Raw genomic sequence first — 19431 nt, 5'->3', positions numbered from 1 at the left:
CAAGCCTGCATTCCGGCGCAGGCTTGCAGCCGTGCACTGGCAGAACGAAAGACGTTACAAAGGCATTAACCAGTGTCGCTCAGTGGTCCATCCTAGAAAAACCCTTGCCCCCTCATCTTTCTGGCGACTCAGGGTCAGCCGATGCCCGGCCGCGGCAACACGCAAGCCAATCATGACAGGCAGAAACCTTTCGCGGAATTCGCTGGACTGCGCTGCGAAATGCGACTCGAGGCTGTCGAGCGCAGCACGCAACAACTCGCCATCCAGCATCGACAAGTAAAACATCATCTGACGCCAGGCATACGCCGTGTTCTTTAACATCACCAGACGTGCATGGTAATGCGTGATGTGCATTTGTTGCCGCTTGCAAATCCACTCGAAGCACGCCTGCGCCAGCGCGCTCAAACGATGATGCAGCAGTGTTTTCAGGTTCAAATCGCCGAACAGGAGCGCGAGGTTTTGCGTCGTCAGAATCTGCTGCTGTTCGAGGATCGTACCGTTGACCGCTGGCCGCCACGTGCCAAAGGTGGCGTTTGCCCGCTGTGCGCACAGCGTCGCCAACGCATCACGGCTGTTGCTTCTGCGCCGAGATCGGCGCTGATCGGGAAGGCCTGCCAGGCCATCCGTATCAATGTCGTAATAACGAGCGTAAAGCGTCCCGGCCATAAATCTGGCCGATTGCCTGGCCGCTCTCGCGAACTTGTTGGAGAACGCGCCCATGAAAATGTCAGCCGCCACCTCATCGACGAAAGGAAGATCCAGCTTCGCCGTTTCAGCCAGTGAAACAAACTCCTGCAGAAGCTTGTTCGGAAGAATGGCCTGCGGAAACGCCGACAGGGTCATTGCAGAGGCCTCGACCAACGCCTGCCTGGCACCCGTGGCGGAAATAGCACTCGCCTCACGCTCACCCTCTAAAGCCGCGACCCACGGCAGCTCGGCAATTTTGACCTGACTTTGCAGGTTAAGCAGCAGCAACGAGCGCCGACGACGGAAGGCGCGATACGTCGCCCCCGCCAACGACTGCAGCATCCCGTCCCGGTATACGCTGCTACAGATTTGCGCTGTCATTGCAGGCAGAACCTGCGCCACGGTATCGGCGGATGAGATCAAGCCATGATCAATCAACTCGGCGATGGTTCCCTTGCGGCAACGCTCAAGGCGTCGGCGAACAGCAGGCGGAATTATCACCCCAAGGGGCAGCCGGTGACGATTCGCCTCCTCATCGGTGATCGGTTCAAGCAACGGCGAAAAGTCACTGATGCCGTCCGAACCCGGGTAATTTGCCAGACGTGCCGAGACAGCCCGGGCGATCAAATGATGCCCGGGGGCCGCCACATGTTGGCGCTGCTCTGCTCGTTTAAGGGAATGTGCGGCGGACTCGGGATGCCCGTGTTTGGCCACAAAGTCATCAACAATGCGCCGGATGCGACCGACCTGGCGGCCCGTCAATGATGCTTGATCACGCAAACACTGACCGAGCAACGCAAACAGTTCCGCGGCCCGGGTCTTGAAGGGACCGTTGCTGCGGTATTCAGCACTACAGGTCCGATCGATCTGCGCGCCGAGTGCCGTTGCGCGTTCGAACCAGCCTTCAGGAAAATGTCTGCAAGGCCAGCCATCCTGACAGGTCAAAAGAAACAGTGAGACTGCAGCGTCGTAGAGAGGCAGACGATTTTCAACTACATGCTTCTGGACGGCCAGACGCGGTTGAGCCAGTTGCCGGTTCAGCCGCTGCCTGACACTGGCACTATCAAAAACATGCACCTCAGCCGTGGAAATCGGCGGCTCGTCAACGGCAGTCGGGAAGAAACGCAGGCGATCGAAGAAAGGCGCGATCTGCTCGATCAGCGTTCGCGCCTCGTCAGTACGCTGATGCCGCAAAAACCATGACACTGTCAGCAGCGCGGCTTCCTCCGCAACATCAATCTGATAGGTGCCTTTCGCCAAACGCTCTTGCAGCGTTGCGACGCCCACATCGGAGAGGTGCCAGACGTTGAGATCGAACCTTTCATGCCCGGCACGAATGCCGGGGATCGACACGGCTAACTGGCGCTCATAGGCAGTCAAAGCGCCACCGGCCAGAAGTTGCCCGGTGGCAAATCCACCCGTCGCCACGTCCAGCGTGACCCACGGCGGCAAATCGGCGAACGGCACGCGTGAACCGTATTGTGCGCTGCCCTGCATAAGGTGTTCGACCACCCGCTGCCAGCGCTCCACTCGCTTGCGTGCCTGAGGGTCAGCGTCGCGCTGTGTAGCAATCAACGCTCGTGAGAGCTGGAACACCGCATAACCGGCATTCACGCCATCTTGCTCGCCGAGCTCACCTTCGTCCCTGGACATACTTCCTTGTGACCCTGCAATGCAATGGGTCCGGGGGCTGGATTCGAACCAGCGCCCACCCGGTTAAGAGCCGAGTGTTCCACCGCTGAACTACCCCGGAACAGAGCGCGCATTGTCGACCAGCCACGAAGGAATGTGAAGCCCGGTGTCTGTTGCGAGACAATTCGCGCACAGGCTGAAACGCGCACTTCGTTACAGGCTTTGATTAATCGTAAAACGCCTCAACCAACACCCGACTACCGACAAAAAAACTGTCCGCCACCAACCGCAACGGCTGCACATCCAGGTCACTGGCCTTGTCGCCAATCAACTGCTGAAAATGCCGATACACCGCTGCGTACTCACCCTCCTCCGACACCGCCTGGCGCACACCGTCAATGCTCAACAGCGCACCACCGTTATCCAGGCGCAACACGCCTTCAGCGCAACGCACCTCGATACTCCACAGCTCATCATGGCCATGGTCGAAGTCGAACTCCGCACGCACATCGAGTTGATGCGCATCAGCCATTTTGATCGACGCAGCGATTGGCGATTGGCAGTTGTTCGGTACGCGCAGTTCAGCGGATTCGACAAACAGCGGCAGCTTCAGCAGATGGGTGACGATCGACAAGGCATTGATGCCCGGGTCGAATACGCCGAGGCCGCCGGGTTGCCAGATCCAGGTCTGCCCGGGGTGCCATTTGCGTACATCTTCTTTCCAGTCGATCTGCACGCTTTGCAGCGTGCGCGAGGCGAGCCAGTCGCGGGCCGCTTCGATACCGGGTGCATAGCGTGAATGCCAGGCAAACAAAGCACTGACGCCCTGCTCGGCAGCCTGATCGACCAAGGCCAGCGCTTCGCCCAAGGTGGCACACGGCGGCTTTTCCACCAGTACGTGTTTGCCGGCAGCCAGTGCTTGCTGCACCAGGGCGAAGCGTCCTTGCGGCGGTGTGCAAAAGGCAATCGCGTCAACCGGCGGGCCGTTTTCCAGCAATTCATTTAAGGATTGGAAGTTTTCCACGCCTGCGCAAGGCTTGCCTTGGGTAGCGACGGAAACCAAGTGGAAGGCGGGATTGGCGAGGATTGCCGGGACGTGTTGATCCTGGGCAATCTTGCCGTAGCCCACCAGACCGAGACGGATTGGTTGCATCAATGACTCCTGTTTTGATTTTGTTGTCGTCAGTGAACCGGGAGATTACCTGCAAACGCCACGAGCGTCTGTCCGCGCAATGTCACAACAACGCACAGGATCAGGCAAGGATTGCACAGGAATGCGCTAGTGCCCGCAGCGTTGGAAAAGAAACAATGCCTTACGACAAACCGATCGAGGATGTTCCCATGCTTGTACAAGCCTACGGTGCCCACGCGGGCGACAAACCCCTTGAGCCGATGCAGATCACGCGCCGCGCGCCGGCCGCTCATGATGTGCAGATCGACATCGCGTTCTGTGGCATCTGCCATTCCGATCTGCACCAGGTGCGCGCGGAATGGGCCGGCACGCAATTCCCGTGCGTACCGGGGCACGAAATCGTCGGCCGCGTTTCCGCCGTCGGCGCACATGTGTCGGACTACAAGGTCGGTGATCTGGTCGGCGTTGGTTGCATCGTCGACAGCTGCAAACATTGCGATGACTGCGAAACCGGGCTGGAAAACTACTGCGACGGCATGATCGGCACCTACAACTTCCCGACTCCGGATGCACCGGGCTGGACGCTGGGCGGCTATTCGCAAAACATCGTCGTGCATGAACGCTACGTCCTGCGTATTCGCCATCCCGAAGCGCAACTGGCCGCGGTCGCGCCGCTGCTGTGTGCCGGCATCACCACTTACTCGCCGCTACGTCACTGGAACGCCGGTCCAGGGAAGAAAGTCGGCGTGGTCGGCATCGGTGGCCTTGGCCACATGGGCATCAAACTGGCCCACGCCTTGGGCGCCCACGTGGTGGCGTTCACCACCTCTGAATCCAAACGCGAAGCGGCCAAAGCGCTGGGTGCCGATGAAGTGGTGGTGTCGCGCAATGCCGAAGAAATGGCCGCGCACGCCAAGAGTTTCGACCTGATCCTCAACACCGTCGCGGCGCCGCACGATCTCGATGCATTCCTGGTGCTGCTCAAGCGCGATGGTGCCTTGACGCTGGTCGGTGCGCCGGCCACGTCGCATCCTTCGCCGAACGTGTTCAACCTGATCATGAAGCGCCGCACGATTGCCGGTTCGATGATCGGCGGCATCCCTGAGACCCAGGAAATGCTCGACTTCTGCGCCGAGCACGGCATCGTTTCCGATATCGAACTGATCCGCGCCGACCAGATCAACGATGCCTACGAGCGCATGCTCAAGGGCGACGTGAAGTATCGCTTCGTGATCGACAACGCAACGTTGGCCGGCTAAGCGCAAACGCCGATTGGCAGCCTGGTGTTGCCAATCGGTTATTCAATTCCGTCGCCGGGATTTGACAGGCCCGGCGTTGCTCGCCAGAGTCGCACCCCTTTGCCTGCCATCAAGGGGTTGCCGTTGAACGAACAGACATTGTCCATGCGCCTCGAGCGGGTGGCTGCCCACGTACCTGCCGGTGCGCGACTGGCGGATATCGGCTCGGATCACGGCTATCTGCCGGTGGCCCTGATGCGCCGAGGTTTGATCAGTGCCGCGGTGGCTGGCGAGGTTGCGGCGACGCCGTTCCACGCGGCTGAACGCACTGTGCGCGAAAACGATTTGCAGCAGCACATCTGTGTGCGCAGGGCCGATGGTCTGGCAGCAATCAAACCTGAAGACGGCATCACCGCCATCACGATCTGCGGCATGGGCGGTGAAACCATCCGCGACATCCTCGACAACGGCAAGGCTCACCTCAGCGGCCAGGAACGTCTGATCCTGCAACCCAACGGCGGTGAACAACCCTTGCGCCAGTGGCTGATGGAAAACGGCTACCGCATCCTCAGCGAAGAGCTGCTGCGGGAAAACCGTTTCGACTACGAAATCATCGTGGCCGAAAGCGCTGAACCAGTGACCTATACCGACAAGGAACTGTACTTCGGCCCCTTGCAGATGCAGGCCCGCAGCCCCGAGTTTCTGCGCAAATGGCAGCACAAACTTCACCATAAGCAGAAGACACTGAGCCAGCTCGCTCATGCGCAACAAAGCCTGCCAGAGCAAAAGCTGCAAGACCTCAAACAACAGACACGCTGGATTACCGAGCTGCTGGCCTGAGCGCCAGCGTTTCTCACTGAGACAGCGCGTGCACAGGATGACTACTCGCGCGCCCTCATTTGATACACCGCATCACAAATGATGTACCTCAAGCCCCATTTATCAATTCCCGCCTGCCTCTTAAAGTCCTCTCCAACAGCTGCCCATCACTCCGACGGGCCAGCGACTGGAGATAGCCCAAATGCCTTTCATCAGCGTACGCATCACCCGTGACGGCGTGACCCGGGAACAGAAAGCCCAGGTCATCAAGGAAATCACCGAAACGATGCAGCGGGTGCTGCACAAGGACCCGAAACTCACCCACATCGTGATTGAGGAAGTCGACACCGATAACTGGGGTTATGCCGGTATCACCACCACCGAATATCGCCAACAGTTGGCGGACTCGCAGTCATGAGCCGGGCCGTGAAAATCGATTTCGTCTCGGATGTGGTTTGCCCCTGGTGCGCGTTGGGCGCCACCGCTCTGGAGCAAGCGATCAAGAATCTGGCGGACGAAGTCGATGTGGAACTGACCTACAAACCGTTCGAACTGAACCCCGACATGCCCGCCGAAGGTGAACACGCCATCGAGCACATGATGCGCAAATACGGGCGCAGCGCTGAGCAAGTGGCGGATCGCAACGCGATGATCATCGAACGCGGCGAGCAGATCGGTTTTCACTTCGACCTGGAAAAACGCAGCCATTTCCACAACACCTTCGATGCCCATCGACTGCTGTTCTGGGCCGCCACACAAGGACGTCAGCGTGAGTTGAAGCAAGCCTTGCTCAAGGCCTACTTCACTGACGGCAAGAACCCGAATGACCACGCCACGCTGGTGACACTGGCAGGCGCAGTCGGGCTCGACAGTCAGCGTGCGCAAGAGGTTCTGGCCAACGCAGAGTTCAGCCAGGCCGTGCGCGAACTTGAACGGTTTTACCAGCAGCGCGGCATCGATTCGGTTCCGGCCATGGTCCTTGATGACAAACAGGTCATCCCCGGTTCCCAGTCCGTCGCTTATTACGAGCAAGCGTTACGTCAAGCCGCGCAGATTGCGGCTCACGCCTGACACCCGAACTTCGTTTTTTCAAACCATTCAGATTGCATGAGGAAACATCATGAGCACGTCCAAAAAAGTTGTAGTGATCACCGGCGCCTCGCAAGGCATTGGCGCAGGCCTGGTCAAGGGTTTCCGTGAGCGCGGCTATCAGGTTGTCGCGACCTCGCGCTCGATCAAACCGTCCACTGACCCGGATATTCTCGCCGTCGTCGGAGACATCGCCGACCCGCAGACCGCCGAGCGCGTGATTCGCGAAGCCGTTGCACGTTTCGGACGTATCGACACGCTGGTCAACAACGCCGGGATTTTCGTCGCCAAACCCTTCACCGAGTACAGCCAGGCAGACTACGCACAAGTGGTGGCGACCAACATGAGCGGCTTCTTCCACATCTCGCAATTGGCTATTGCCGAAATGGAGAAAAACGCCAGCGGCCATATCGTCAGCGTCACCACCAGTTTGGTCGATCATGCGATTGATGGCGTGCCGTCGGTGCTCGCTTCGCTGACCAAGGGTGGCATCAACGCGGCAACCAAGTCGCTGGCCATCGAGTATGCCAAGCGCGGCATTCGGGTCAACGCGGTGTCGCCGGGCATCATCAAAACGCCGATGCACGGCGAAGAGACTCACGCCGCCCTCGGCAGCCTGCACCCGGTTGGGCATATGGGCGAAATCGATGACATCGTGCAGGCGATCCTCTACCTGGACGGCGCGAACTTCGTGACCGGCGAAATCCTCCATGTCGACGGTGGTCAAAGCGCTGGCCATTGATACCTCTCCACAGCACTGCCGGTGTGTACCGGTGGTGCCGCTTCATGAGATAAGCCTGAGAATGAACCGTCAGTTGATCCTCAGGCTTATTCCATGAAGCGCCACTTTGAAGACTTGCAGTTAGGCAGCATCGAACTCTTTTGCCTCGCCGCCGAGGCCGGCAGTTTCACCGCCGCCGCGCAACTCGCGGGGGTGACACCCGCAGCGGTGAGCCGGTCGATTCTTCGCCTCGAAAAGAGATTGGGTTCACGCTTGTTTGCCCGAACCACGCGCAGCATTCGCTTGACCGAGGCCGGCAGAAACTTTTTCGTCCAGTGCAGCCAGGCCCTGACCCAACTGGTCGAAGCGCAACAAGAGGTCATGGGCGCACAGACCTCACCGTCCGGTCAGTTGCGCATCAGCCTTCCCACCACTTACGGGCATCACCGCATCCTGCCGCTGCTTCCCAAATTCCGTGCGCTCTATCCCGACGTGACTGTCGACATCCACTTGGGCAACCGCAATATCGACTTTGTCGGCGAAGGCTACGATCTGGCGATCCGCGTCCGCGCCCAACCGGACTCGACCATGGTCGCGCGGCTGCTGGAGGATGCAAAACTGGTGGTGGTCGCCTCCCCCGACTATCTGAAAAAGGCTGGCACACCAAAGACGCTTGAGGATCTGGTGCAACACGAATGCATTCAGTTCGAACTGCCGAGCAGCGGGCGGCGGATTTCCTGGCTTTTTCAGGAAAATGGCCACGATCGTGAAGTGTTTTCCGACGGTGGTTATTCCTGCTCAGATGACGTGCTCGGCGGCGTCACCCTGGCCAAACATGGTGCCGGGGTATTCCAGACGTACAAGTTCATTGTCGAAAAAGAGCTGGCAGACGGCAGCTTGGTCGAGGTTCTTCAGCCGTACGCCGGGCGCTCGCGACCTTACACTTTGCTCTACCCGCACGGCCGCTATGTGCCGCAACGGGTGCGGGCGTTTGTCGATTTTCTGTTGCAGTTTCGTGATGAGTGGGCGCAGGTGTAACCCTGAACAAGGAGTAAATCGGTTGAAAGGCGTTTCGCAGCCAACCCGAACAACGCAACGTTCGTGCCGACAGCCGGAGGCTGCTGGGAAATTTACAGAGCCAGCGCCATGCTCTGCTCTGAGGGAGAAAACGAGGGTTTCAAATGACTAGTCCAGCCACTGGCGGCGTTGCGAACGAAGTCCGCAAACTCGCCCAAAAGCATAAGGTTACCGCTGAGCGTGACAGCATGAGCTGCATGGCCGCGACCATTACTCGCCTTGCAGGTGATGCTGTCGAGCTGGATGGCATTGAGCAATTGCTCGTCAATCTCAAGCGTAAAGGTGTTCTGAACAAAGCAGAAATCATGGCCCTGCAAGGGCGCTATCTCCAGGAAAAAAGGCGTTGCAAGAGGCAACTTAGCGCATGACTTTCGACCCCTTCGGCGATTTCGAGACTGAAGGTTATCTTCAAAACTCGCTCAAACTGAAAGACCCTCTTGAAGTCAAAGAGTCCGAGCATCTCTCCTTCGAAGCCAGTAGCGAAGATGCCCTTGCCTATCTCGCCAAGCAAAAACCCATCGACTACAAAGCGGTCCTCAAGACCCACGAAATCCTGTTCTCCGGTTTTTATCCGTGGGCAGGAAAAGACAGAAATGAACTGGTCCCCCACCTCGCAGTATTCAAAGGGTCGAAAGATGATCCGCATCACACGATATTCGAACGTCCTGACCTGATCAAAAGATCCGTGGAATACGCCTTCGAACTCGCAGCAAACAAAAAACGCTTTCGTCAGCGCCCCGGCGAAGTAATGGGCCAGTTGGCGTCCGCCTACCCGTTTCTGGATGGCAATGGCCGCACAATCCTGCTCATCTACATGGAGTTGTGCTATCGGACCCGGTTCGCCATTGACTGGCCAAAAACCAACAAAGACGACTACCTGCGAGCACTCGCCGACGAAATTCGAGAGCCTTTCGCAGGTCATCTGGATGGTTATCTGGTCCCCTTCGTCATCGATATTTCCAGCCGCGATGAATGGCCGGCAATGATTGGCGGAATAAAGGGTCTGGATGGACTGGACAAGGAAGGGATTACGTATGAAAGCCTGGATGATCCCGAGGTCCAGCGACTTTATAAAGCGTATCGAGCAACGCTTCTTGAATGATCCGCGCTCGCCGTGGTGTCGCTGTTGAATTCCGGGGTCTGACTCCGCGATGAACAAAAAGCCTGCTTTTCATGGCAGGCTTTCGTTTGAATCGCGTCGGCTTACTTCTGCTGTGCGGTCAGCGCCGAGTAGCTGTTCATCAGATTGCGGTAGTTGGGGATTCGCTGCGATAGCAAGTTACCCAGCCCTTCAATGTCGTTGCGCCAGTCGCGGTGCAGCTCACACGCCACCGAGAACCAGTTCATCATCTGCGCACCGGCCTGAGTCATACGGCTCCACGCGGCTTGTTGCACAGTGGTGTTGAAGGTGCCGGATGCGTCAGTCACCACAAACACCTCAAACCCTTCCGCCAGCGCCGACAAGGTCGGGAACGCTACGCAGACATCCGTGACCACACCGGCAATGATGATTTGCTTGCGACCGGTGGCTTTGATCGCCTTCACAAAATCTTCGTTGTCCCATGCGTTGATCTGACCAGGACGAGCGATGTACGGCGCATCCGGGAACATTTCTTTCAACTCTGGCACCAACGGGCCGTTCGGGCCTTGTTCGAAACTGGTGGTGAGGATGGTTGGCAGTTCGAAGAACTTGGCCAGATCGGCCAAGGCCAGCACGTTGTTCTTGAACTCGTTTGGCGAGAAGTCCTGCACCAGAGAAATCAGGCCGGTCTGGTGGTCGACCAGCAGCACGATGGCGTCGTCTTTGTTGAGGCGGTTGTAGGTTGGAGTGGTCATGGTCTGCTTCTCTTTTGAGTTTTTGAATTTGTTGTTGCGTTCAAGTTGGGTACAGATTACTGACGCACAGGGACGGGATAAATCGGCTGAAAAGCGTTTCACCGTCAACTCAAAAAGGACAATACCGATCAACCAGCCACTTCTGCACTGTCGGCAGATATCAGCAATGACGCGGTCATTTCAGCGTGGCATACCGCGAGTATTTCATCGGCCAGGGCAGAATCATCCGGGCAGGCCCGCGACAGGATAATCGCGCCCACCGCGCGCGCCAGCATGTCGATCATTTTCACTCGCCCCGCGTCAGGCGCCGCGTCTGGACCTGTCGGGTACTTGTCGCCGAACGTCTGCAGCGTGCGCTCGATGCCGTCGGCAAACGCCGTTTTCACGTCGTCAGACTGGCGCGCGGCGTCGCCGCACAAAGCAGCCATGGTGCAGCCGCTGCCCCGCCCGTCCCGATGGTCTTTCGACACATAAGCGTCGATGAAGCCTTGAACATCGAGCGTTTCGGCACTGACCAACGAGCGCGCGAGGCTGTTGGCCGAGGCTTCGGACATCAGGTCGGCCTTCGAGCCGAAGTGTTTGTAGAAACCGCCGTGGGTAAATCCGGCTGCCGCCATGAGGTCCGCGACGCCGACACCGTCAAAACCTCGCTCACGAAACAGCACCGAGGCGGTCTCGACGATGTGCTCGCGGTTGGCCTGTGCCTGGGCTTTGGTGACTCTCACGTGCAATACCTCCGCTGAAATTCATGCGCCGATGATACATAGATGTCAGCCATAATCAAAACCGTTGACAGTTTAGATTTCGATCATCATCCTAATTACAGACATTATCGCTGCTCATTCACAGGCACGGATCAAACCCCATGACCGATCAAAATCTATTCACGCCGTACACGCTTGGCTCCCTGACACTGGCGAATCGAATTGTTCTCGCACCGTTGACTCGCAATCGAGCGGGCGAAGGCTTTGTGCCCAGTGAGTTCGCGGCCACCTATTACAGTCAACGCGCCTCCGCTGGCCTGCTGATTTCTGAAGCGACGCAGATCTCCCGACAAGGCCAGGGCTATCAGGACACCCCGGGGATTTACACACAGGCGCAGATCGATGGCTGGCGCAAGGTGACCGCTGCGGTGCACGAAAAAGGCGCGAAGATCTTTCTGCAACTGTGGCATGTCGGTCGTGTTTCTCACGTTGATCTGCAGGAAAACGCTGCTGCGCCGGTTGCCCCTTCCGCGATACGCCCGGCGACCAAAGTGTTCGTCAACAACCGCTTTGAAGACGTTTCCGCGCCGCGAGCACTGGACATCAGCGAACTCCCGGGGATCGTCAACGATTTCCGCCAGGCAGCGGTCAACGCTATCGCCGCTGGGTTTGATGGTGTGGAAATCCACGGCGCCAACGGCTATTTGCTCGATCAATTCATCAAGGATGGCGCCAACGTGCGCACCGATGCCTACGGCGGCTCGATTGAAAATCGTGCGCGCTTGTTGCTGGAAGTGACGGCAGCAGTCGTCGCCGAGATTGGCGCAGATCGCACCGGTATTCGCCTCTCGCCGGTGTCGCCGGCCAACGGTGTTTCGAGCAGCGATCCGCAAGGGCAATTCGATTACATCGTCGAGCAACTCGATGCGCTGGGCATCGTTTATCTGCACGTGGTCGAAGGCGCTACCGGCGGGCCGCGCGATGTCGCGCCGTTCGATTTCGGCGCTCTGCGCCAGCGTTTCAAAAACACCTACATCGCCAACAACGGCTACGACCTCGACCTCGCGAACGCGCGGATTTCCGAAGACCACGCCGACCTGATCGCCTTCGGTCGCCCGTTCATTGGCAATCCCGATCTGGTCGAGCGCCTGGCGGCCGGTGCGCCGTTGGCCGGTTTCAACCCAGCCACCCTGTATGGCGGTGGTGCAGAAGGCTACATCGACTACCCGACCCTGGCTGAATGGAGCGCTTCTGCCCAGTAAGCCGAGCCCCAGCGCATTTACTGCCTCTCCTTAATCGTTTTTTTGAAAAGAGATAACCATATGAACGCCCACCCTACTGTTCTTATCACTGGCGCCTCGACCGGCATCGGCGCGGTTTACGCCGAACGTTTCGCCCAACGCGGGCATGATCTGGTGCTGGTCGCCCGCGATCTTCAGCGCCTAGAAACACTCGCAGCGAAGTTGCGCAGCGAACACAGCGTTGCCATTGATGTGCTGCAGGCCGACCTGACCCAACTCAGCGATCTGCACACCGTCGAAACGCGCCTGCGCGACGATGCGCGCATTGGCATCCTCGTCAATAACGCGGGCGCCGCGCAGTCCGGCAACTTCATCGAGCAGAGCACCGACAAAGTGGCCAATCTGGTCGCCCTCAACACCACGGCATTGGTACGGCTCGCCAGCGCCATCGCTCCCCGTCTGGCGAAGGCCGGTGACGGCGCGATTATCAACATCGGCTCGGTGGTCGGTCTGGCCCCGGAGTTCGGCATGTCGGTGTACGGCGCAACCAAGGCATTTGTCCTGTTCCTGTCTCAGGGCCTGAGCCTGGAACTGTCGCCACTGGGCGTTTACGTGCAAGCCGTGCTGCCAGCTGCGACCCGCACGGAGATCTGGGATCGCGCGGGCATCGACATCAACACCTTGAGCGAGATCATGGAGGTCACCGATCTGGTCGATGCGGCGCTGGTCGGTTTCGATCGTCGCGAACCGGTGACCATTCCGCCGCTGCATGAAGGTGAGCGCTGGGATGCCTTGCAAACCGCGCGGCAGGGCCTGCTGGCGCAGATTCGCCAGTCGGCAGTCGCCCAGCGCTATCTGGCGTGAGTCCAATGGAGCCAATGCCTTTCGTCAAAGCCGCCAACCAATCGATCAGGGTTGGCGGCACGGCTTTCGCCTATCGAGACCTCGGCCTGAAATCGGCGGTGCCGCTGATCCTGCTCAATCATTGGGGCGCGGCACTTGACGACTTCGACCCGCGAATCGTCGATGGTCTGGCGCGAACCCGGCGCGTGCTCGCCATTGACTATCGCGGTGTCGGTGGCTCAGGCGGCATAGCGCCCCTGACCGTCGCGCAGATGGCCGACGACGTCATCAGCCTGATCGCTGCGCTGGAATTCACCAGCGTCGATCTGCTGGGTTTTTCCCTTGGTGGGTTCGTTGCTCAGGACATCGCGCTCAAAGATCCAGCCTTGGTGCGGCGCCTGATTCTGACCGGCACCGGACCTGCGGGCGGAGTCGGTATCGCCAAGGTCGGTGCGGTTTCCTGGCCACTGATGTTCAAGGGCTTGCTGACCCTGCGCGATCCCAAATTCCATCTGTTTTTCACCACAACCGCCAACGGACGGCGGGCCGCGACAGACTTTCTGCAACGTTTGAAAGAACGCCGCAAAGATCGCGACAAGCGCCCGACACCCAGCGCTTTTCTACGGCAGTTGAAAGCCATCAAGGCATGGGGAGAACAGATGCCGCAGAACCTTGGCAGCCTGCAAATTCCGACGCTGGTGGTCAACGGTGACAGCGACATCATGGTGCCCACGGTCAACTCAATTGACCTGGCGAACCGTATTCCCTACGCGCAATTGATCATTTATGAAGACGCCGGACACGGCGCGATTTTCCAGAACTACGCTGACTTTGTCAGCAAGACGCAGGCGTTTCTCGACAGCTGAACCCATCTGCTCAGGCAACCCTGCCCTCCCCCAGAACCGTGAGAGCCGTCCCCACCATGAAAGCTTATTTTATCGATCGCTACGGCAAGCAGAACGGGCGTATGGGCGATGTCTCCGAGCCTGTACCCGGCGCCCATGACGTGCTGATTGATGTACATGCTGCCAGCGTCAACGTGCTCGATTCAAAGATTCGCAGCGGCGAATTCAAACTGATTCTGCCGTACTCATTCCCCTTGGTGCTGGGCAACGATTGTGCCGGTGTGGTGATTGAGGTTGGTGCAGCGGTCAAGGGTTTCAAGCCCGGCGACGCGGTGTATGCGCGCGTGCCCGATCAACGAATCGGCACGTTCGCCGAGCGAATCGCCGTCGAGCAAAACGCCGTGGCGTTGAAGCCTGCCAACCTCAGCATGGAACAAGCCGCAGCCGTGCCTTTGGTCGCCCTGACAGCCTGGCAAGCGCTGGTCGACATCGCCTGTTTGCAAAAGGGTCAGAAGGTCCTGATTCACGCCGGTTCCGGCGGTGTCGGAACAATTGCCATTCAACTGGCCAAGCACCTCGGCGCTGTTGTCGCGACCACCACCAGCACCGCGAATATCGAGTGGGTGAAGGCGTTGGGCGCAGACGTGGTGATTGATTACAAACAGCAGCGCTTCGAGCAGGAACTGCGCGACTACGACGTGGTGCTGAACAGCCTCGGCACCGACGTTCTGGAAAACTCGCTCAAGGTACTCAAACCGGGTGGTCAGCTGATTTCCATTTCAGGCCCGCCAACTGCCGAGTTCGCCAAGGCGCAAGGCCTGGCGTGGCCGCTGCGGCAAGTCATGCGCTTGTTGAGCCTGAGTATTCGGCGCAAGGCGCGCAAGCAGGACGTCCGTTACAGCTTCCTGTTTATGCGGGCCAACGGCGCACAACTGCAAAAAATCACCTCCCTGATTGAAGCCGGTGTAATAAGGCCCGTGCTGGATCGCACCTTCACCTTCGAGTCAGCGGGCGAAGCCCTGACTTACGTCGAACAGGGCCGTGCGAAAGGCAAGGTAATCGTGCAGATCAAATAGTTGCCTGCCTGTAATCATCTGGCGAAAGACCCATGGATAACGTTGCCTGCGACACCGAAAAGCCCCCCGCCGACGAACCGCAAGACACGGAGAACAAACACTCACCTGAATCTGCGAACCACGAGACGCCCGACCCCAAGCAGCACAACGCGATACTTGGAGTTGCTCCGATCGTATGGCGGCCCTTGATGCTTGAGCCCTAAATGTTCAACGCGCATGAGTTTGCTGGAAAAACACCGGAAGGTAGTGTCACTGGCTAAGTGGCGAGGGCCGAAACAGCTGCCCTCACCCTAGCCCTCTCCCTTAGGAGAGGGAACCGATTGGGGGATATTGGCGATGAACGCCGACGTGCAATAGCGCCTGTGAATCCAATATCGCCAAGCATTGCGGATGAACCCGTCATCGACGCGATGCATAGGCTCCCTCTCCCCCAAGGAGAGGGAACCGATTGGGGAATATTGGCGATGAGCGCCGACGTGCAATAACGGCTGTGAATCCAATACCACCAAGCATTGCGGATGGACCCATAATCGACGCGATCTGTCAGGTCGATGCATAGCGCAAGACACCTCGGTCGGCTCCCTCTCCCCCGGGCGGTCCGACGTTTCGGGAGGGCTGGGGTGAGGGGCCGCCTTTGCACTGACTTACAACGTGTAGGAAATCCCCACCTGCACCGTTCTCGGCGCACCCGGATAGGCGTAGACATTACCAAACGCGCCCTCTTCATAATCCCGGTCAAACAGATTCTTCACGTCAAGATTGAGCCGCACTTTCTCGTTGACCTTATAGAAGCCGAGCAAATCGACAACGGTGTAGCTGTCCATCGAGAACGCGGTATTGGCGGTTTGTCCGGCGCGTTCGTCGACGTATTTGAGTCCGGTGCCCAGGCCCAGACCTTTGAGCGTGCCGTCCTGAAACTCATAGACGTTGAGCAGACTGAAGCTGTTTTGCGGAATGTTCATCAACCGTGTACCCGAGCGGATCACATTGTCCTTGGTCACTTCGGCATCCACGTAGGCGTAGCCGCCGATGACGCGCCATTCGGGGGTCAGGTTGCCGGCGACGTTCAGGTCGAAACCACGGCTGCGCACTTCCCCGGCCGCCACACTGAAGGTCGAGTCCACCGGGTCGGTGGTCAGTACGTTGCGTTTTTCGATCTGATAGATCGCTGCGTCGACGCTCAACTGATGGTCCAGCGCTTCCCACTTAACGCCCATTTCGTAGGACTTGCCCTTCTCCGGTGCGAAGCCTCCGCCCACGCGGCTCGCGCCGGTGTTGGGCTTGAACGAGCGCGCGGTGTCGGCATAGATCGCCAGGGTATCGGTCAGGTCGTAGGTCACGCCGAGGCGCGGGGTCACCGCGTTGTCGCTGGCCTGCCAGTTTTTGCCGCCCGGCACGTAGGTTTCATAGTCGTGCTCGAAACGCTCGAAACGCGCCCCGGCCAATACCTTCAGACGCTCGGTCAACGCCACCTGATCCTGGACGAACGCGGCATAGGTCTTGAGGTTTTCCTTGTCGTGGGTCGGCGTGCGAGTCAGCGCCGGACGCGGCTGGCCGTAAACCGGATCGAAGATGTCGATCGGGTAAGCGCCGACCGCGCCGCTGGAACGCTGAATGATCGACTTGTAATCGTAATCTTCGTATTCGATGCCGGTCAGCAAGGTGTGCTGCAAGCCACCGGTGCTGAAATGCCCGGTGAGATTGAGTTGAGTGTCCTTGTCGGTCCACTCCAGTTTGCGGTAGTTGAAGTTACGCCCCAGGGTTCGACCGTCATCGGCAATGCCGTTGGCTTCGATCGCATTGCCCTCAAGCGAGCCGTCGAGCCACTGGAAGCCACCGCCCAGCGTCCAGTCATCATTGAGCAGATGTTCGAAACGCAGTTGCGCCATGTTGTTGTCGTTGTGCAATTTGCCGGCGTCTTTCTCGCCAAAGAACGTGTCCCGCGAGGCGGTGCCGATCTGTTTGGCGTAACGCGTCACGCCACGATCCAGCGGGTGATTGTTGCGCATGAAATCACCCTCGAAGATCACCCGCGTGGCATCGCTGGCCTGCCAGGTCAGCACCGGCGTCACGCCGTAGCGCTCGGTCTCGACGTGATCGCGAAAGGTATCGCCGCCCTCACCCACCACGTTCAATCGATAGGCCAGGCGCCCCTCTTCATCCAGCGGGCCGGAGGCGTCCAGCGTGCCGCGCTTCATGCCTTGATCATTCAACTGACTGCCCAGCGTGACCGTGCGCTCGGCCAACGGCTGCTTGGAAACAACGTTGAAGGTGCCGCCGGGATCGCCACGACCGTAGAGCATTGTTGCCGGCCCACGCAGCACTTCCAGACGCTCGATGGTGTTGGCGTCGGGCATGTTCGGGTAGCCGCGATTGATCGGGAAACCGTTGCGGTAGAACTCGCCAGTGGTGAAGCCGCGCACGGTGAATGTGGTCAGCCCCTGCCCGCCGAAATTGTTCGCGCGGCCCACGCCGCCGGCGTAATCCAGTGCGTCCTGCAGACGCGTGGCGCCGAGGTCTTCGACCGCATCTTTGGTCACTACGCTGATCGATTGCGGGGTTTCATGGATTGAGGTGTCGGTGCGCGTGGCGCTGGCAGAACGTGTAGCGCGATAACCCTGCACCGGACCGTCGGCCCGTTCGTAATCCGCCGTGCCGACCACGTCGGTCGCCTCCAGCTCTAGCGCTGAGGATGTTGATTCGGCCTGTTCGGCCCATGAGGAAGAAGACAACGCCTGCAGCACGCAAATTGAAAGCAGAGTACGACGCATGAAATGAAAACCTTACGAATAGGCCAGAACGAGGGGTAAAACCGCCAGCAAAGCGCCGCGGATGGTATACCAAGCGTTCCGTTATTGAAACTTATTCCCATTCGTATGTTTGAGCCGACCGCGTGCCAGTACGCGTGTCATCCATTGCATCGCACAAAAAAAACCTGGTCAAACGTGCAAAAGCTGTTTCGTCATTGCCATCGAAGTATCCAGGGATTGCCCGGTACGCTGCAGCTTGTTCAGCAAACTGGCGCCCAACCACAGCTGATACAGGGTTTCCGCCAGATGCCGGGCATCGCCTTGGGGCAGACTGTTTTCAGCCTGACCCTGCTCGATACACAGGGTGATGCGCGCCACCACCTGCTCGGCGCCATCGCGCAAGGTCAGGCGCATCGACTCCGACAGGTCGGCGACTTCGGCACTGAGCTTCACCACCAGACACTCATCGCCATGCCCTTCGAGGGTGCAGCGATTCTGCCAGCCCTGCCAGTAATCCATCAGCCGCTCATAAGCGCTCAGGCCGGGCAGCGTCAGACGTCGCTCCATGTCGGCGAGGTAGCCGACGAAGTAATCCGCCAGCAACGCCTGACCGTACAACTCTTTGGATTTGAAGTAGTGATAGAACGAACCCTTGGGCACACCGGCGGTTTGCAGGATTTCGTTTAGGCCGACACTGGTGAAGCCCTTCTCGGCCATCATCCGGTGGCCGGTGTCGAGCAAGTGTTGGCGGGTGTCGTCGTAGGTCGCTTTCATCGGGCGCACATTACCAGGCAATAGACCAGTCGTATATTTCGAGGAACGGAAGTTTGCCATACCTGTCGATGAAAAACCGCAGGATAAAAAATTACTAGACGACTGGTCTAATTGGAATCTATGCTGCGCCCCGACAAACGTTTTCTGACCGGTGTGGCCGATGTGCGAATCCTTCGCTCAATCGAAGACACCTGATCGACTCAAGGTGCTCTATGAAAATCCTGATGGTTTTGACTTCCCACGATCAACTCGGCAACACCGGCAAGAAAACCGGCTTCTGGCTGGAAGAGTTCGCCGCGCCCTACTACGCCTTCAAGGACGCCGGCGTCGACGTCACGTTGGTCTCGCCGGCCGGTGGACAGCCGCCGCTGGACCCGAAAAGCGATGAGCCCGATGCGCAGACTGCCGAGACTGATCGCTTCCGCAAAGACTCCGCCGCGCAGCAGGCACTGGCCAATACCGGGCGCTTGGCCGACGTCAGCGCTGAGGATTTCGATGCGGTGTTTTACCCGGGCGGCCACGGCCCACTGTGGGACCTGGCCGAAGACAAGCAGTCGATCGCGTTGATCGAAGCGTTTGACCGCGCCAACAAACCCCACGGTTTTGTCTGCCATGCGCCGGGTGTGTTGCGTCACGCCCTCACCGCTGACGGCAAACCGCTGGTGCAGCATCGCCAGGTCACCGGTTTCACCAACTCCGAAGAAGAAGCAGTTGGCCTGACGGATGTGGTGCCGTTCCTGATTGAGGACGAGTTCCAGCGTCTCGGCGGCCATTATTCGAAAGTGGCTGACTGGCAGGTTCATGTGGTCGCCGACGGGCAGCTGGTCACTGGCCAGAACCCTGCCAGCTCGGCCGCTGTCGCCGAGAAACTGCTGAAGATGTTGGGCTAAAACCTCGCTTCCAACCTTCCTAACGCCGAGTGCGTCTTGCTCGGCGTTATTTTTTCAACCGATCAATAGTCGACTGG

19 protein-coding genes and 1 tRNA gene are annotated in these 19431 nt (G+C 58.8%); 13 read left to right on the top strand and 7 right to left on the bottom strand.

Annotated elements, in window-relative coordinates; all coding sequences use genetic code 11:
* Positions 1-54 precede the first annotated feature (54 nt).
* From M5G26_RS12965 to M5G26_RS12955, 3 genes are all read right to left on the bottom strand, one after another.
* Complete coding sequence (locus M5G26_RS12965; RefSeq protein ID WP_273915599.1) at positions 55-2340, bottom strand: hypothetical protein; 2286 nt, start codon at positions 2338-2340, stop codon at positions 55-57.
* A gap of 25 nt (positions 2341-2365) precedes the next feature.
* Positions 2366-2440: transfer RNA gene (locus M5G26_RS12960), tRNA-Lys, on the bottom strand.
* A 105-nt stretch (positions 2441-2545) separates the two neighbouring features.
* Entirely contained in the window at positions 2546-3472 is a 927-nt protein-coding gene (locus tag M5G26_RS12955; protein WP_273915598.1) for a Gfo/Idh/MocA family protein, read from the bottom strand.
* A 188-nt stretch (positions 3473-3660) separates the two neighbouring features.
* Here M5G26_RS12955 and M5G26_RS12950 point away from each other — a divergent pair, with 188 nt between their 5' ends.
* From M5G26_RS12950 to M5G26_RS12915, 8 genes are all read left to right on the top strand, one after another.
* A complete protein-coding gene (locus M5G26_RS12950) occupies positions 3661-4710 on the top strand; it encodes an NAD(P)-dependent alcohol dehydrogenase (protein ID WP_273915596.1) in 1050 nt (349 codons plus the stop codon).
* 123 nt (positions 4711-4833) lie between these two features.
* Positions 4834-5529: a tRNA (adenine(22)-N(1))-methyltransferase gene (locus tag M5G26_RS12945; RefSeq protein ID WP_337993669.1), complete on the top strand. Its 696-nt coding sequence runs from the start codon at positions 4834-4836 to the stop codon at positions 5527-5529.
* Between the two features lie 181 nt (positions 5530-5710).
* Positions 5711-5926: a tautomerase family protein gene (locus tag M5G26_RS12940; RefSeq protein ID WP_016987787.1), complete on the top strand. Its 216-nt coding sequence runs from the start codon at positions 5711-5713 to the stop codon at positions 5924-5926.
* Complete coding sequence (locus M5G26_RS12935) at positions 5923-6579, top strand: DsbA family oxidoreductase (protein WP_273915594.1); 657 nt, start codon at positions 5923-5925, stop codon at positions 6577-6579. Before M5G26_RS12940 ends, M5G26_RS12935 begins: the two co-directional genes overlap by 4 nt.
* 49 nt (positions 6580-6628) lie before the next feature.
* Complete coding sequence (locus M5G26_RS12930) at positions 6629-7339, top strand: SDR family NAD(P)-dependent oxidoreductase (protein WP_273915592.1); 711 nt, start codon at positions 6629-6631, stop codon at positions 7337-7339.
* 93 nt (positions 7340-7432) lie between these two features.
* The gene (locus M5G26_RS12925; protein ID WP_273915590.1) at positions 7433-8356 is read left to right on the top strand and encodes a LysR family transcriptional regulator; all 924 of its coding nucleotides are present in this window, start codon (positions 7433-7435) and stop codon (positions 8354-8356) included.
* A gap of 143 nt (positions 8357-8499) precedes the next feature.
* Positions 8500-8763 carry a hypothetical protein gene (locus M5G26_RS12920; protein WP_007916021.1) on the top strand — a complete coding sequence of 88 codons (264 nt, stop codon included), beginning with the start codon at positions 8500-8502 and terminating at the stop codon, positions 8761-8763.
* Positions 8760-9497, top strand: a complete 738-nt coding sequence (locus M5G26_RS12915; RefSeq protein ID WP_273915587.1) for a Fic family protein — start codon at positions 8760-8762, stop codon at positions 9495-9497. Before M5G26_RS12920 ends, M5G26_RS12915 begins: the two co-directional genes overlap by 4 nt.
* Positions 9498-9598: 101 nt before the next feature.
* On the opposite strand, the gene ycaC is transcribed toward M5G26_RS12915, so the two are convergent.
* Positions 9599-10231, bottom strand: a complete 633-nt coding sequence (ycaC, locus tag M5G26_RS12910; protein WP_007915995.1) for an isochorismate family cysteine hydrolase YcaC — start codon at positions 10229-10231, stop codon at positions 9599-9601.
* 128 nt (positions 10232-10359) lie between these two features.
* A complete protein-coding gene (locus tag M5G26_RS12905; protein WP_273915585.1) occupies positions 10360-10956 on the bottom strand; it encodes a TetR family transcriptional regulator in 597 nt (198 codons plus the stop codon).
* Positions 10957-11096: 140 nt separating this feature from the next.
* Here M5G26_RS12905 and M5G26_RS12900 point away from each other — a divergent pair, with 140 nt between their 5' ends.
* The 4 genes from M5G26_RS12900 to M5G26_RS12885 are packed head-to-tail and all read left to right on the top strand — an operon-like array spanning position 11097 to position 14940.
* Positions 11097-12197, top strand: a complete 1101-nt coding sequence (locus tag M5G26_RS12900) for an alkene reductase (RefSeq protein WP_273915583.1) — start codon at positions 11097-11099, stop codon at positions 12195-12197.
* 60 nt (positions 12198-12257) lie between these two features.
* Complete coding sequence (locus M5G26_RS12895; RefSeq protein ID WP_095111885.1) at positions 12258-13040, top strand: SDR family NAD(P)-dependent oxidoreductase; 783 nt, start codon at positions 12258-12260, stop codon at positions 13038-13040.
* Positions 13041-13045: 5 nt separating this feature from the next.
* Positions 13046-13885, top strand: coding sequence for an alpha/beta fold hydrolase (locus M5G26_RS12890; protein WP_273915580.1), 840 nt, complete (start codon positions 13046-13048; stop codon positions 13883-13885).
* 56 nt (positions 13886-13941) lie between these two features.
* A complete protein-coding gene (locus tag M5G26_RS12885) occupies positions 13942-14940 on the top strand; it encodes an NADP-dependent oxidoreductase (protein WP_273915579.1) in 999 nt (332 codons plus the stop codon).
* 644 nt (positions 14941-15584) lie between these two features.
* On the opposite strand, the gene M5G26_RS12880 is transcribed toward M5G26_RS12885, so the two are convergent.
* Positions 15585-17711: a TonB-dependent siderophore receptor gene (locus tag M5G26_RS12880; protein WP_273915578.1), complete on the bottom strand. Its 2127-nt coding sequence runs from the start codon at positions 17709-17711 to the stop codon at positions 15585-15587.
* 168 nt (positions 17712-17879) lie between these two features.
* Complete coding sequence (locus M5G26_RS12875; RefSeq protein ID WP_127928499.1) at positions 17880-18464, bottom strand: TetR/AcrR family transcriptional regulator; 585 nt, start codon at positions 18462-18464, stop codon at positions 17880-17882.
* Between the two features lie 212 nt (positions 18465-18676).
* Here M5G26_RS12875 and M5G26_RS12870 point away from each other — a divergent pair, with 212 nt between their 5' ends.
* Positions 18677-19354 (top strand): type 1 glutamine amidotransferase domain-containing protein, encoded by a 678-nt coding sequence (locus M5G26_RS12870; protein WP_273915577.1) that lies wholly within the window; start codon positions 18677-18679, stop codon positions 19352-19354.
* Positions 19355-19431: the final 77 nt, after the last annotated feature.

Origin of the sequence: Pseudomonas sp. TNT2022 ID642 (assembly GCF_028656995.1) — a bacterium.
GTDB lineage: Bacteria > Pseudomonadota > Gammaproteobacteria > Pseudomonadales > Pseudomonadaceae > Aquipseudomonas.
Note: the sequence above shows the minus strand (reverse complement) of the source record. Positions and strands in the feature narration are given on the sequence as shown.